This window comes from Bradyrhizobium altum (genome assembly GCF_020889705.1).
GTDB classification, from domain to species: Bacteria; Pseudomonadota; Alphaproteobacteria; order Rhizobiales; family Xanthobacteraceae; genus Bradyrhizobium; species Bradyrhizobium altum.
Genome location: NZ_JACMYP010000224.1, coordinates 1 through 14,690, shown reverse-complemented (window position 1 = coordinate 14,690; position 14,690 = coordinate 1). Strand labels below are relative to the sequence as shown.

Genomic DNA, 14,690 nt, shown 5'->3' with positions numbered 1-14,690 from the left:
CGCCTCGCCGCCACCCGGCGAGGGCGTCCGCACCACCGCGCGGCGCGAGGGCGACAACTGGCTGATCAACGGCCGCAAGAAATGGGTGTCCTCGGCGACCGGCTGGAATCGCGAGGGTGCCGATCTTCTGACCATCGTGTGCCGGACCGATCCGGCAGCAACGCCGGACGCAGCCATCTCGATCATTGCCGCGCAAGGACCGGTGACCGGTCTCGTGTTCGAACGCGCGATCGACAGCATCGGTCATCGCGCGCACCTCGTCCCGCAGTTTGGTTTGCAGAATGTCACGGCGCCGCACCACAATCTGCTCGGACAGCAGGGCGCGGGCCTGGCGCTGACCGCGGCGGCGTTCACCGGCACCGCGGCGCTGGTCGGAATCTTTGGCGTCGCGCTGATGCGGGCGGCTTTCGCGTTCGCACTGGATTTTGCCCGCAGCGAAAAGCGCGGCGGCGTTCACCCCATCATCGAGCATCAGGCGGTCGGATACGCGCTCGCCGATGCCAAGACCACGATCGAAGCGGCGCGCACTCTCAGCTGGCGCGCCTGCCATGCCCTGGACACCCAGTCGCTGGCGGCCGAGGAGCTGGCAGTGCAGGCCAAGATCTTCGGTTCCGAGGCCGCCGTGCGCGTCATCACCGATCTGATGCGGGTGGTCGGGATCGACAGCTATGATCATGAAGCTCCGCTCGGCGGCCTGCTGCAGGACGCGCTCGCGCTGCCGATCTTCGACGGTGGCAATCTCGGCATCCGGCGGCGGCAACTGCACACGATGTTCAAGAGCCGCGACTACAGCCCGCTCGCCGCAAGCGGCGCAGTGTAGCGCGAAAAAGGAGTGCCATCATGAGCACAGAGCGGAAAGTGGCAATCGTCACCGGCGCATCGCAGGGGATCGGCGCCGGCATCGTTCAGGCCTTCAGGGATCGCAACTGCCGGGTCGTCGCGACGTCGCGCTCGATCAAGCCGGCCACCGATGCGGATATCGTCACGGTGGCGGGTGATGTCGGCGCAGCCGATACGGCGGAGCACGTATTCAAGGCGGCGCTGGAGCGCTTCGGCCGCGTCGACACGCTGGTCAACAACGCCGGCATCTTCATGGCGAAACCATTCACCGCCTATACGCAGGATGACTACGCCAGCTACATCTCGACCAACGTCACCGGCTTTTTCCACATGACCCGGCGCGCGCTGGAGCTGATGGGCAAGCAGGGCCATGGCCACGTCGTCACCATCACGACCAGTCTCGTCGACCAGCCGATGAGCAGCGTTCCGGCCGCCCTCGCCTCGCTGACCAAGGGCGCCTTGAACGCCGCAACCCGCGCGCTCGCGATCGAATACGCAAGGACCGGAATTCGCGTCAATGCGGTGTCGCCCGGAATCATCAAGACCCCGATGCACCCGGCGCAGGCGCATCAAGCGCTGGCCGCGCTTCACCCGGTCGGCCGGATGGGAGAGATCTCCGACATCGTCGATGCGGTGCTCTACCTCGATGGTGCAGGATTTGTGACCGGAGAAGTGCTCCACGTCGACGGCGGACAGGCCGCCGGCCACCATATGCCTTAGCAAGGCATGCCCGGAACCATGTTGCGGCTCCGCGCTACTTCGCAGCCTCGCGGCGCACGAACGCGGCGTGAGATGCGGTGGACGCCGAATGCGCAATTGACGCGTGCACAATTCAGTGTCGTCTCGGCGCAGGCCGGGACCCATAACCACCGATGGTGATTATTGCGCGAGGCTGGGGCCACAGCTTTCCTCACCAACCCAATCCTGTGGTTGATGGGTCCCGGCCTTCGCCGGGACGACGATTGTGTATGCGGTCCCGCCGCGAACCTCGTTGCGGCGCAACAATCAAAATGAGACTGCCCGTTAAGCACCCCCGCAGTGACGACATCCGCGCCGCGCCTGGCTTCGGCTAGCTTTGCCGGCAAACAACCGGACGCCCATCAGCCTTCGTCAGGCCATGTGGACGCCGGTGACAACACAGAGGGAGGAGAGCGATGTTGAAAGGCAGTTTGGGACTGATTGCGTTGAGCAGCCTGTTGCTTTCGGGCACGGCATTCGCCCAGGAGAAGATCAAGGTCGGCGTCACCGCAACGCTCGAGGGCACTTACACGGTGCTCGGCGAAGATGGCATGCGCGGCCACCAGACCGCGCTTAATGTGCTCGGCAAGAAGATCGGCGACAAGGAACTCGAATTCGTCGTCGCCTCGACCGATGCGACGCCGGACTCCGCGGTGCGCGCGGTGCGCAAGCTGATCGAGCAGGACAAGGTACAGATCCTGCTGTCGCCGCTGTCCGGCGACGAGGGCATCGCGGTGAAGAATTTTGCCAAGACCCATCCGGAGCTGACCTTCGTCAACGCCGCTTCCGGCGCGCAGGAGACGACCTATGTCGATCCGGCGCCAAACTTCTTCCGCTACAACATGGACGGCGCGCAATGGCAGGTCGGCCTCGGCAAATACGCCTATGAGACCAAGGGCTATCGCAAGATCGCGACCGTCGGCGAGGACTACTCGTTCATCTACACCCAGGTGTTCGGCCTGGTGCTCGAATTCTGCGGCGCCGGCGGCCAGGTCACCAACCGGCAATGGGTGCCGCTCGGCACCAAGGACTTCGCCTCTGTCATCGCAGCACTTCCCGACGATGTCGATGCGATCTATCTCGGCCTTGGCGGCGCCGACGCCGTCAACTTCCTCAACCAGTATCAGCAGGCCGGCGGCAAGGCGCATCTGATGGGCGGCTCGATCATGATCGACCAGACCATCCTGTCGTCGAAGGGCAGCGCCAAGAACGCGCTGATCGGCACCATCGCCGCGAGCGGCCAGGCGGATACCTGGGAGGATCCGGGCTGGCAGAAATTCGTGAAGGCCTACCAGGACTCGTTCCCGGAGAGCAAACGCTTCCCGAGCCCGTCGCTGCTCGCCACCAACTATTACGGCTCGACCATGGCGCTGATCCTGGCGCTGCGGCAGGTCAATGGCGATCTCTCCAACAACCAGGCCAAGCTGAAGGACGCACTGGCGAAGATCGAGATCGACGCACCGAACGGCAAGATCAAGCTCGACGCCAACCGACAGGCGATCGGCACCAATTTCGTCACCGAGGTGGTCGATGACGGCAAGGGCGCGCTGTTTAGCAAGGTCGTGAAGGTGATCCCGAACGTCAACCAGACGCTGGGCTACGATCCGGCCGTGTTCGCCAAGATCGGCCTGCCGAGCCGCACGGTTCCGGAGTGCAAGAAGTACTGACGTATTTGTTGCAGGTGCGAGCAAGCCAGCCGTGACGAAGGCGCGCGGTTGCATCAACAGCCCTGCTCGCCCTTGCTTTCCGCGGGCGGATGATGAACGCTTGTCGAAAAGACAAGAACACCCCGCGGAGGGGAGGCATGAGCAGGGCGCTTGCCGTCTTCCACGGCCGGTTCGGTCGCGCGACGGTCTATCAGTTGAACCGTCCCTTCAACGTGCATGCGCACCGCGAAGGGCACTTGATCTTTCATGTCGGCGGAACGCCGGCGCAGATCGATGTCTCCGAGCAGCGCCTGCTGCTCAAGGACGACACCGTGGTTGCGGTCAACCCGTGGGAACCGCACAATTTTCTGCCGACCGACATGGACCACGGCGCGATCTTCTTCGTGCTCTATGTCAACGCCGAATGGTTCGCGCCGCAGCCCGCGAGCGCGCAGGGCCTGCGGTTCGGCCGCACCTTCTTTCCGCGCACCGTGGCGCTCGACCGGCTGATCCGCCGCACCGCAGCTCTGGTGTGCGGCGCGCCGTCGCTGCGCAGCCTCGACTGCGAGCTCAGGCAGCTGATCGACTCCTGCTACGAGGAGAGCTGGCAGGCCGCGCAGGACGCGCGCGCCGCCGCCGCGGTGACCGATTTCCGGGTTCGCAAATCGATCAAGCTGATGTCGGAAAGCCCCGGCGCCGAGATCGAGCTCGATGCGATCGCGCGCGAAGCGGGGTTGTCGCGGCCGCATTTCTACCGGCTGTTCCGCACCCAGACCGGCGTCACCCCTCACCTCTACATGAACACGCTGATCATGGAGCAGGCGCTGGATGCGCTGGTCGCGACCGAGGCGCCGATCGCCGATATCGGCTTCGATCTCGGCTTCTCCTCGCAGAGCGGCTTCACCCGCTTCTTCGCCGCCAATGTCGGGATGGCCCCGACCGACTATCGCCGCGCCGCCAAGGTGTTGCGGCCGTGAGCGAGTTCCACAGCGAACGATAAAAGATACTGTCGATCAAATCCGACGCTTTCGCCCTCGGTAGGATGCTGGGACACGTGGCCCGGCAGACGGCCGCGACGTCAGAGGGAACGCGACGGAGATGGCCAGGTTCATCGAACGCCATCCGGCCTGGGCGCTGATCGTGATCATCGCGGTCGCGGTGCTGCTGTGGCTGGTGTTCGCGATCTGGCCGCCGGGGCTGGAGGCCGCGATCGGCCGCAAGCGCGTGTTCCTCAACGCCGTGCTGAACGGCATCACGCTCGGCGGGCTGTATTTCCTGGTGGCGAGCGGCTTCACGCTGATCTTCGGCCTGATGCGCAACGTCAACCTCGCGCACGGCTCGCTCTACCTGTTCGGCGGCTATGTCGGCTACGCCATCAGCACCTGGACCGGGTCGTGGATCCTGAGCTTCATCGTCGCCTTCATCGCGGCGGCGCTGGTCGGCGTGATCCTGCAGCTCGCGGTGTTCCGCCGCATGGAGGGTCAGGACCTCAGGCAGACCATGGTGACGATCGGGCTGTCGATCGTGTTCGCCGATCTGATGCTCTGGGTGTTCGGCGGCGACTTCTACCAGGTCCAGACCCCGAGCTGGCTGATCGGCCCGGTGCAGCTGCCGCTGCTGACCGCGATCAAATCATCGGGCGAGCCGGTCTTTCTGCAATACCCGCTGGTGCGGCTCGTGATCTTCGCGGCGTCCGTCGTGATCGGGATCGCAATGTGGCTGGCGCTGAATCGTACGCGGATCGGCATGATCGTGCGCGCCGGGGTCGACGACCGCGATATCCTCGCCGCAACCGGGGTGCGGATCCAGCTGGTGTTCGTGCTGGTGTTCGCGCTCGGCGCGGGCCTTGCCGGCATCGCCGGCGTGGTCGGCGGCACCTTCCAGTCGCTGTCGCCGGGCGAGGATACACGCTTCCTGCTCGCCTCGCTCGTGGTCGTGATCGTCGGCGGCATGGGCTCGATCCCGGGGGCTGCGCTCGGCGCCGTCATCATCGGCCTCGCCGAGCAACTCGGCTCGGTCTACATCCCGACCTACGCCATCGTCGTGACCTTCCTGATCATGGTCGTGGTGCTGGCGCTGCGGCCGCAGGGCCTGCTCGCGAGGCGATGAGATGTCGTTGCTGCAGAGCACCCAGTTCCGCCCCGACCCGTCCGCCAGCGCGACCCGCCGCTCCCTGATCCGCGCCTGGCCGGAATTCCAGAACCCGGCGGCCTGGCTGGTCGCGCTGATCCTCGTGATCATGCCGCTGATCGCCAACGGCTTCTTCCTGATCGAGATCTTCGCCACCACGCTGATCCTCGGCGTCATTGCGCTGAGCCTGATGTTCCTCGCCGGCTATGGCGGCATGGTCAGCCTGATGCAGCTCACGATCGCGGGCTTCGCCGGCTACATGGTCGCGGTGTTCGGCATGAGCGGCAACGCCAATATCAGCCTCGGATGGCCGTGGTGGCTCGCAACCCCGATGGCGCTGGCGCTGGCGACGCTGTTCGGCACACTCGGCGGCGCGCTCGCGGTGCGCACCGAGGGCATCTACACCATCATGATCACGCTCGCGATCGGCGCGGCGTTCTACTACTTCACCAACCAGAACTGGGCGATCTTCAACGGCCACACCGGCATCAACACCGTCGCGACCCCGCACTTCTGGGGCGTCGACTGGCGCGCGACATCGCCTTCTACTACGTGACGCTCGGTGTCGCCGCGATCTGCTACTTCGCCGTCCAGTATGTCTCGCGCGCGCCGTTCGGGCTCGCGCTGCAGGGTGTCCGCGACAACCCGCGCCGCATGGCCGCGCTCGGCTTCAATCCCAATGCCCACCGCATCGCGGCCTACGCCTTCGCAGCCTTCATCGCGGCGCTCGGCGGCGTGCTGCAGGTCTGGAACTACCGGCAGATCTCGCCCGGGTCGGTCAGCGTGGGCGCCTGCATCGACGTCCTGATCATCGCCGTGGTCGGCGGCATCACCCGGCCGATCGGCCCGTTCATCGGCGCACTCATCTTCGTCCTGCTGCGCACCTTCGCGCTCGACGTGTTGATCAAGTTCGGGCTCGACGGCAACCGCTTCCGGCTGCTGATCGGGCTCGGCTTCCTCGCCATCGTGTTCTGGTCGTCCGACGGCGTGATCGGCCTCTGGGAACGCTGGCGGCGGCGCAGCGCTTCCTCGACGCAACGTTCAGGCGGAGGCCGCCATGGATAGCGTCGCACAGCGGCTCTCGGTGGTCGGCGCCGGCGCAGCCCTGGAGCTGCGCGGCGTCACCCGGCTGTTCGGCGCGCTGGCGGCGCTGACCGACGTCACGATCACCGTGCGGCCGGGCGAGCGCCGCGCGGTGCTCGGCTCGAACGGCGCCGGCAAGACCACGCTGTTCAACTGCATCACCGGTGACTTCCCGCCCTCCTCCGGCACGATCCGCTTCTTCGGCGAGGACATCACCCAGTTCCCGCCCTATGAGCGCATCCGCCGGGGCTTGCGCCGCACCTACCAGATCTCGGCGCTGTTCCCCGGCCTCACCGTGCAGGACAACGTCTATCTCGCCTGCCGCGGCGTCTCCCGCGGCCGGTTCTCGTTGCTGCGCGCGGGGCAGAACGATGCACTGATGCACGCGACCGAGACGCTGGTGCAGGCCGTGCATCTCGCCGGCGTCAAGGACCAGCGCGTAGCAGAGCTCGCGCATGGCCAGCAGCGCCAGCTCGAGATCGCGCTGGCGCTGGCCGGCGCGCCCCGCTTCATCCTGTTCGACGAGCCGGCGGCAGGACTGTCGCCGACCGAGCGGCGCGAGCTGATCGAGATCCTGACCTCGCTGCCCGCGCATATCGGCTACATCATCATCGAGCACGACATGGACGTCGCGCTGCGCGTCGTCGAGAGCGTGACGATGATGCACAACGGCCGCATCTTCAAGGAAGGCCTGCCGCGCGAGATCGAGTCCGATCCCGAGGTGCAGGAGCTTTATCTCGGAGGCGGCCATGAATGACCGCCGCCCCGCGCCCGCGCTCGAGGTGAAGGGCCTCGACGTCTATTACGGCCATTCGCATGCACTGCAGGGCGTCGACCTCACGCTCGATACCGGCGTGTTCTCGGTGGTCGGCCGCAACGGCATGGGCAAGACCACGCTGTGCAAGGCCATCATGGGCCTGGTCCGCGCCAGCAGCGGCTCGATCCGGATTCGCGGCGAGGAAGTCACGCGGCTGAATCCGGCGCGGATCGCCCGGCTCGGCGTCGGCTACGTGCCGCAGGGCCGGCGCCTGTGGCGTTCGCTGACGGTCGACGAACACCTTGCGCTGGCCGGCGGCCTGCGCCGTGGCGCCTGGACCGTCGAGCGCATCTACGACACCTTCCCGCGCCTCGCCGAACGCAAGAACAACGGCGGCAACCAGCTCTCCGGCGGCGAACAGCAGATGCTCGCGATCTCGCGCGCATTGCTGACCAACCCGCAGCTCCTGATCATGGACGAGCCGACCGAGGGCCTCGCGCCTGTGATCGTCGCGCAAGTCGAGGAGATGCTGCTCCGCCTCGGCGACGAAGGCGACATGTCCATCCTGGTCATCGAGCAGAACATCGGCGTCGCGACGGCGGTGTCGCGCAACGTCGCCATCATGGTCAATGGCCGAATCAACCGCATCATCGACTCCGCCCGCCTCGCGACCGACCGCGAGTTGCAGCAGCGGCTACTCGGCGTCGGCACCCACGGCGCTGATGAGATCGATGCCGAGACGACGCCGGCAAGAGCTGAGGCGGCCGGCGCGCCGCAGCCGGAACGCAAGGGTCCGGCTCGCATCTACGTCTCCAATCCCGTGCTGCCGACGCGCTGGTCGCAGCCGGTGCCGATCGCCCGTATCGAGGCCGCCGCGCGGACGCAGTCCGTCGCCGTCACGCGTCTCGAGGAAGCAACCCGTACGCGGCGCGAACTGGCGACGTCGAGGACATCGGGGCCTCCCGTCGTGCTGGTCGTCGGCACCCTCGACACCAAGGGCGCGGAGCTGCGCTTCATCCGCGATATCGTCGCGGCCAGCGGCCTGCGCACCCGGCTGGTCGACGTCTCGACCAGCGGAAAGGCGGCGAGCTGCGACGTCACCGCGCAGGAGATTGCCCTCAACCACGGCCGCGGCGGCTCCGGCGTGTTCGGCACCGATCGCGGCGCCTCGGTGACCGCGATGGCGGACGCGTTCGAGCGATGGCTGCGCCGCCAGGGCAATGTCGCCGGAATCATTTCCGCGGGCGGCTCGGGCGGCGCGTCGCTGGTCGCGCCGGGCATGCGCGCGCTTCCGATCGGCGTACCGAAGCTCATCATCTCCTCGGTCGCGTCCGGCGACGTCGGTCCCTATGTCGGTCCCGCCGACATCACCATGATGTATTCGGTGACCGACGTGCAGGGTCTCAACTCGATCTCGCGCACGGTGCTCGGCAACGGCGCCCATGCCCTGGTCGGCATGGTCAAGGCGCGGCTCGACGAACAGGCCGGCAAGCGGCGCGATACGGGCCCTCATCTTCCGGCCATCGGCATCACCATGTTCGGCGTCACCACTCAGGCCGTGCAGAAGATCGCGGCTGACCTCCGAGAGGATTTCGAGTGCCTCGTGTTCCACGCCACCGGCGTGGGCGGCCGCTCGATGGAGAAGCTGGTCGAGTCCGGCCAGCTCGCCGGCGTCATCGATCTCACCACGACCGAGGTCTGTGACCTCCTGATGGGCGGCGTATTCCCGGCGACCGACGATCGTTTCGGCGCCATCATCCGCAGCCGCGTGCCCTATGTCGGCTCGATCGGCGCGCTGGATATGGTGAACTTCGGCGCGCCCGACACGATTCCGGAGCGCTACCGGCAGCGCAAATTCCACGTCCACAATCCGCAGGTCACCTTGATGCGGACCACCCCGGAAGAGAACGAGCGCATGGGCCGCTGGATCGGCGAGCGCCTCAACCAGATGGACGGGCCGGTGCGTTTCTTCCTGGCCGAAGGCGGCGTCTCCGCGCTCGATGCGCCCGGCCAGCCGTTCTGGGACCCCGATGCCGACACGGCGCTGTTCCGCGCGCTGGAGCAGACCGTGCGCCAGACGGGCAACCGGCAGATCATCCGCATCAAGCGCAACATCAACGATCCCGAGTTCACCGCCGCCATCGTCAGCGCGTTCCGTCCGCTGCTCGGACGCGCCGGTGGCCGGCGGAGAGTGGCGAGGTGACCCATGCCCAGGTTTGAACGCGCGGCGCTGTTGAAGAAGTTTCACGCCATGATCGCACGCGGCGAGCCGATCGTCGGCGGCGGCGCCGGCACAGGTCTGTCGGCGAAATGCGAGGAGGCCGGCGGCGTCGACCTGATCGTGATCTATAATTCCGGCCGCTACCGCATGGCCGGCCGCGGCTCGCTCGCCGGCCTGATGCCGTATGGCGATGCCAATGCGATCGTCGTCGAGATGGCCGGCGAGGTGCTACCGGTCGTGACCAAGACGCCGGTGCTCGCGGGCGTCAACGGCACCGATCCGTTCCGCGACATGGACGTATTCCTCGATCAGCTCAAGGCGATCGGCTTCGCCGGGGTGCAGAACTTCCCGACCGTCGGCCTGATCGACGGCACTTTCCGCGCCAATCTCGAAGAGACCGGGATGTCCTACGCGCTCGAGATCGACATGATCGCGAAGGCGCATGACAAGAACATGCTGACCACGCCCTATGTGTTCAGCGAGCAGGAGGCGACCGCAATGGCGATCGCGGGCGCCGACATCATCGTCTGCCACATGGGGCTGACCACGGGCGGCACGATCGGCGCGCAGACCGCGCTGAAGCTCGCCGACTGCCCCGCCCGGATCGAGGCCTGGGCCGAGGCCGCACTCAGCGTCAATTCGAACATCATCGTGCTCGCGCATGGCGGCCCGATCGAGGACCCCGCGGATGCCGATTTCATCATGAAGAAGACCCGCAACTGCCACGGCTTCTACGGCGCCTCCTCGATGGAACGCTTGCCGGTCGAGCGGGCGCTGACGGATCAGGTTCGCAAGTTCAAGGCGATCGGCGCGCGCTAGCCGCCGTGACCAAGGGAGGAAGAGATGTCAGGGATGCTGGTCGGTGAATTGATCCTCTGGCTCATCGTCGCAATCGTCGCGATCGTCATCATCGTCTATGTGGTGAACTGGCTCTACCACCGCTCATCGAAGGAAACCTCCTTCGTCCGGACCGGTTTCCTCGGCGAACGCGTGGTGATCAATGGCGGCGCCTTCGTGCTGCCGTTCATCCACGACTACACGCCGGTCAACATGAACGTGCTGCCGATGGGGATCGTGCGCTCCAGGCAGGATGCCGTCATCACCCGCGACCGGATGCGCGTCGACATCGAGGCCGATTTCTACGTCCGGGTGCAGGCGACCCGCGAGGCCGTCTCGATCGCCGCCGCCACGCTCGGCCGCCGCACCATGGAGCCGGAACAGCTGCACACCCTGCTCTCGGGCAAGTTCATCTCCGCGATCCGCTCGGTTGCTTCCGAGATGACGATGGAGCAGATGCACGAGCAGCGCGGCGAATATGTCGCCCGCGTCAAGGCCAATGCCGCCGAAGCGCTGGCGCAAAACGGCCTCGAGCTGGAATCGGTCGCGATCACCGATCTCGACCAGACCGACCTCGAATACTTCAACCCCTCGAACCGCTTCGACGCCGAAGGCCTGACCCGCCTGATGGAGGACATCGAGGCCAAGCGCAAGTTGCGCAACGACATCGAGCAGGACTCGATGATTAAGATCCGCTCCCGCAACCTGGAGGCCGAGCGGCAGGCGCTGGACATCGAGCGCGAGAGCGAAACCGCCCGCCTCGAGCAGGAGCGCGACATCGAGATGCGCCGCGCCCTGCAGCGCACCGAAGTCGCACGCGAGCGCGCGCTGCGCGAGACCGAGGCCGAGCAGGCCCAGATCACAGCGCGCGAAGCCATCGAGAAGGCGCGCATCGCCAACGAGCAGGCGATCACCGAAGCCCGGATCGCGTCGGAACGCGAGACCCGGCATCGGGAGATCGAGCGCACCCGCGCGGTCGAAGAGCGGGAGTTGCTGGCGCGCGAGGAGATCGAGAAGGCCAGGATCGCCAACCAGCGCTCGGTCGACACCACCCGCATCGCCTCCGAGCGCGAGGTCCGCCAGCGCGAGATCGAACGGATGCGCACCGTGGAGGAGGCCGAGATCGCGGCCCGCGAGTCGATCGAAAAGGCCCGCATCCAGCAGGACCGCGTCGTCACTGACGCCCGCATCGCCAATGAGGAAGAGACCCGCCGCCGCGAGATCGAGCGCACCCGCGCCGTCGAGGAAGCCGAGATCGCGGCCCGCGAGGCCATCGAGAAGGCGCGCATCGCCCAGACCATGACGGTCAATGTCGAGCGCATCTCCTCCGACGAGCGCACCCGCGCCCTGGAAATCCAGCAGGTCCGGACCATCCAGGAAGCCGAGATCGAGGCGCAGAAGTCGGTCGAAGCCGCTCGGATCATCAGAGAGAAGACGCTGGCCGCCGAACGCATCGCCGCCGATCACACCACGCGCAAGCTAGAGATCGAGCGCAATCAGGCGATCGAGATCGCCGGGATCACCGCGCGCGACGCCACCGAGGCGTCCCGGATCGCGCAGGAGGAACACGTACGCTCCCTGGAGATCGCACGCACCCGCGCGATCGAGGAAGCCGACATCGCCTCGCGTGAATCGATCGAGGCGGCGCGCATCTCGCAGGAGAAGTCGGTCGCAGCGCAGCGTATCCGTGCGGAGCGCGAGACCCGCGCGCTCGAGATCGAACGCACGGGGGCGATCGAGGCCGCCGAGCTGAAGCGCCGAGACGCGGTCGAACGCCAGCGGATTGATGTCGAGCTGGCGCTGGAGAGCGAGCGGATCACCTCCTCCAGGACCCGCGAGGTGCTCAACATCGACCAGAAACGGGCGATCGAGCTCGCCGATGAGGAGCGCGTGATCGCGCTCGCCGCCAAGCGCTCGGAGCGGATCGATGCCGATCGCCAGGTCAAGCAGGCCGAGATCACGGCCCGCAAGGAGGTCGAGACCACCGACGTGACCCGCGAGCAGGCGCTGGAGGCGGCGCGGATCGAACGGCGCCGTTCGATCGAGCAGCTCGAGGTCGCCCGCAATCAATCGCTGCAGGAGGCCGAGATCGCGGCGCGTGAAGAGGTCGAGCGCGCCCGCATCGCCTCCGACCGCGGCCTCGACGAGGCGAGGGTCGGCCGCGAGCGCGAGCTGCGCAAGCTCGAGGTGAACCGGGAGAAGGACGTCGAGACCGCCTTGATGGAGAAGGCCATCGCGCTGCATCAGAAGTCGCTCGAGGAATCGGCGGCGCGCGCTGCCGCCGAGGACGCGCGGGTCCATGCCACCGAGGCGGCCGAGCGCGTCGTCACCGCGCGCGAGAGCGAGATCGCCAAGCGACGCAAGACCGTCGAGGTGCTGCTCGCCGAGAAGCAGGCCGAGGAAACCAGGATCGCGGCCGGGGCCGAACGGGTCCGTGCCACGGTCGAGGCCGAAGCGCAGCGCCTGCTCAACGAGGCCGAGAACGTGCTGACCGACCAGGCCCGTTACTCGCTGTTCCGCCGCAAGCTGCTCGACCGGATCGAGGGCATCGTGCGCGAGAGCGTCAAGCCAATGGAGAAGATCGAGGGCATCCGCATCCTCCAGGTCGATGGGCTCAACGGCAACGGCAATGGCGGCGGTTCCGGCCGCAGCGCCACCGACGAGGTGATCGATTCGGCGCTGCGCTACCGCGTGCAGGCGCCGCTGATCGACTCGATCCTCTCGGACATCGGCGTCGAGGGCGGCAGCCTCGCCAAGATGCCCGGCCTGATCCGCGAGGCCCGCGACATGCAGGGCATCAAAGACTCGGCACGCAAGAGCAGCAGCGACGCCAAGCCGGCAGCGCCCGAAGGCGGCGGCGAGCCGCGCCCCGAACGAACGCCGCGCAAGAAGGACTGAGCTCGCAACATGGCACGGGTTTACGTCTCCACCGTCGTCAACGCTCGCAATGACCGGGTCTGGGCGCGCGTCCGCGATTTCAACGGGCTGCCGAACTGGCATCCCGCGATCGCCGAAAGCCGGATCGAAGGCGGCGAGCCCTCGGACAAGATCGGCTGCGTCAGGGATTTCCGCCTGCGCAACGGCGATCGCATCCGCGAGAAGCTGCTCGGCCTGTCCGATTACGACATGTTCTGCACCTACTCGATCCTGGAATCGCCGATGGGCGTCGAGAACTACGTCGCGACGCTGCGGCTGACGCCGGTCACCGACGGCGACCAGACGTTCATGGAGTGGACCGCCGAGTTCGACTGCGCGCCCGAGCGCGAAGCCGAACTGGTCAACAATATCGGCGGCGGCGTGTTCCAGGGCGGATTCGACGCGCTGAAGCGGGCGTTCGGGGGATAGGCCGTGCCGCATATCGTCAAAAGCACGATCCTGGATGCCCCGACCGATACGGTCTGGGCCGTGCTGCGCGATTTCAACGGCCATGACCACTGGCACCCGGCGGTCGCGACCAGCGGCATCGAGCGGGCGCAGCCCTCCGACAAGATCGGTTGTGTCAGGCGCTTCAAGCTGAAGGACGGCGCCGAGCTGCGCGAGCAGTTGCTCGCGCTGTCCGACCTGGAGCAGAGCTTCAGCTATTGCCTGCTCGATACGCCGATCCCGATGTTCAACTACGTGGCGCATGTCCGCCTGCTGCCGGTCACCGACGGCGACCGCACTTTCTGGCACTGGGAATCGCGCTTCTCGACGCGGATTGAGGATAGGGACCGCATCACGCAGATGGTTTCGGAAGACATCTACCAGACCGGCTTCGACGCCATCCGCCGGCATCTGAAGGGAGCCGCGTAAGCGGGGAGGACATCATGCCAGTCACGGTGAAGACCTTCACCAGCAGCCAAGACGCCGCGGCGGCGCTGTCATCGGATCGCGGCGCCCGCTACCTCGGCGGCGGCACGCTGGTGATGCGAGCGCTGAACGAGGGCGACGTCACGATCTCGACCGTCGTGCGCGCCAGCGACCAGGCGATGACAAGGATCGACGCGTCGGGCGCGCGGATCGTGCTCGGCGCCGGCGTCACGTTCGCGCGCATCCTGGCCGAGCGCGATCTCGGCTTCCTGCACGGCCCTGCCCGCTCGATCGGCGGACCGGCGGTGCGCAACATGGGTACGGTCGGCGGCAATCTGTTCGCACCCGTGCCGTATGGCGACTTCACGGTCGCGATGCTCGCGCTCGACGCCGTCGTGTCGATGAAGGGCGGGCTCGGCGGCCGCGAGATCGGAATCGAAGAATTCCTGCAATCGCGCGACCGGCAGGCCGGCACACTGGTGCTCGCGATCTCCTTTGCCAAGCCCGGCAGTGCCGATGCCTTCCGCTACCGCAAGATCGCGCGGATCAAGCCCAAGGGCGGCGCGGTGATCACGCTCGCGGCCCATCTGCCGGTCAACGGCAGCCGGATCGTCGGCGCCCGCGTCGCGCTCGGCTCGATGGCGCCAAC

General features: G+C 66.8%; 12 protein-coding genes and 1 pseudogene. All 13 read left to right on the top strand.

Going from position 1 to position 14,690, the window contains the following annotated elements:
- On the top strand, positions 1 to 820 hold an 820-nt coding region (locus H8B02_RS36235), incomplete at its 5' end, for an acyl-CoA dehydrogenase family protein (RefSeq protein WP_229170614.1).
- A gap of 20 nt (positions 821 to 840) precedes the next feature.
- A complete protein-coding gene (locus H8B02_RS36230; protein WP_229170613.1) occupies positions 841 to 1,560 on the top strand; it encodes an SDR family NAD(P)-dependent oxidoreductase in 720 nt (239 codons plus the stop codon).
- 434 nt (positions 1,561 to 1,994) lie between these two features.
- Positions 1,995 to 3,245 (top strand): ABC transporter substrate-binding protein, encoded by a 1,251-nt coding sequence (locus tag H8B02_RS36225; protein WP_050401637.1) that lies wholly within the window; start codon positions 1,995 to 1,997, stop codon positions 3,243 to 3,245.
- Positions 3,246 to 3,382: 137 nt separating this feature from the next.
- Positions 3,383 to 4,201 carry a helix-turn-helix transcriptional regulator gene (locus H8B02_RS36220; RefSeq protein ID WP_229170612.1) on the top strand — a complete coding sequence of 273 codons (819 nt, stop codon included), beginning with the start codon at positions 3,383 to 3,385 and terminating at the stop codon, positions 4,199 to 4,201.
- Positions 4,202 to 4,322: 121 nt separating this feature from the next.
- The gene (locus H8B02_RS36215) at positions 4,323 to 5,333 is read left to right on the top strand and encodes a branched-chain amino acid ABC transporter permease (protein WP_229170611.1); all 1,011 of its coding nucleotides are present in this window, start codon (positions 4,323 to 4,325) and stop codon (positions 5,331 to 5,333) included.
- Between the two features lies 1 nt (position 5,334).
- Positions 5,335 to 6,419 (top strand): annotated as a pseudogene (locus H8B02_RS36210) (branched-chain amino acid ABC transporter permease).
- Entirely contained in the window at positions 6,412 to 7,194 is a 783-nt protein-coding gene (locus tag H8B02_RS36205) for an ABC transporter ATP-binding protein (RefSeq protein WP_229170610.1), read from the top strand. The pseudogene H8B02_RS36210 and the gene H8B02_RS36205 overlap by 8 nt, the downstream one beginning before the upstream one ends.
- Positions 7,187 to 9,397, top strand: a complete 2,211-nt coding sequence (locus tag H8B02_RS36200; protein WP_229170609.1) for an ABC transporter permease — start codon at positions 7,187 to 7,189, stop codon at positions 9,395 to 9,397. The genes H8B02_RS36205 and H8B02_RS36200 overlap by 8 nt, the downstream gene beginning before the upstream one ends.
- A gap of 3 nt (positions 9,398 to 9,400) precedes the next feature.
- Positions 9,401 to 10,234, top strand: a complete 834-nt coding sequence (locus tag H8B02_RS36195) for a phosphoenolpyruvate hydrolase family protein (protein ID WP_229170608.1) — start codon at positions 9,401 to 9,403, stop codon at positions 10,232 to 10,234.
- A gap of 24 nt (positions 10,235 to 10,258) precedes the next feature.
- Positions 10,259 to 13,150, top strand: coding sequence for a flotillin family protein (locus tag H8B02_RS36190; protein WP_229170607.1), 2,892 nt, complete (start codon positions 10,259 to 10,261; stop codon positions 13,148 to 13,150).
- Positions 13,151 to 13,159: 9 nt separating this feature from the next.
- Positions 13,160 to 13,597: an SRPBCC family protein gene (locus H8B02_RS36185; protein ID WP_092124412.1), complete on the top strand. Its 438-nt coding sequence runs from the start codon at positions 13,160 to 13,162 to the stop codon at positions 13,595 to 13,597.
- Positions 13,598 to 13,600: 3 nt separating this feature from the next.
- Positions 13,601 to 14,044, top strand: a complete 444-nt coding sequence (locus H8B02_RS36180; RefSeq protein WP_229170606.1) for an SRPBCC family protein — start codon at positions 13,601 to 13,603, stop codon at positions 14,042 to 14,044.
- Between the two features lie 14 nt (positions 14,045 to 14,058).
- On the top strand, positions 14,059 to 14,690 hold a 632-nt coding region (locus H8B02_RS36175), incomplete at its 3' end, for an FAD binding domain-containing protein (protein WP_229170605.1).

Bases quoted from the DNA above. Each gene is read 5' to 3' on its own strand.
- H8B02_RS36200 (WP_229170609.1), top strand. From the start codon at position 7,187: ATGAATGACCGCCGCCCCGCGCCCGCGCTCGAGGTGAAGGGCCTCGAC.
- H8B02_RS36225 (WP_050401637.1), top strand. From the start codon at position 1,995: ATGTTGAAAGGCAGTTTGGGACTGATTGCGTTGAGCAGCCTGTTGCTT.
- H8B02_RS36215 (WP_229170611.1), top strand. From the start codon at position 4,323: ATGGCCAGGTTCATCGAACGCCATCCGGCCTGGGCGCTGATCGTGATC.
- H8B02_RS36205 (WP_229170610.1), top strand. From the start codon at position 6,412: ATGGATAGCGTCGCACAGCGGCTCTCGGTGGTCGGCGCCGGCGCAGCC.
- H8B02_RS36195 (WP_229170608.1), top strand. From the start codon at position 9,401: ATGCCCAGGTTTGAACGCGCGGCGCTGTTGAAGAAGTTTCACGCCATG.
- H8B02_RS36230 (WP_229170613.1), top strand. From the start codon at position 841: ATGAGCACAGAGCGGAAAGTGGCAATCGTCACCGGCGCATCGCAGGGG.
- H8B02_RS36190 (WP_229170607.1), top strand. From the start codon at position 10,259: ATGTCAGGGATGCTGGTCGGTGAATTGATCCTCTGGCTCATCGTCGCA.
- H8B02_RS36220 (WP_229170612.1), top strand. From the start codon at position 3,383: ATGAGCAGGGCGCTTGCCGTCTTCCACGGCCGGTTCGGTCGCGCGACG.
- H8B02_RS36185 (WP_092124412.1), top strand. From the start codon at position 13,160: ATGGCACGGGTTTACGTCTCCACCGTCGTCAACGCTCGCAATGACCGG.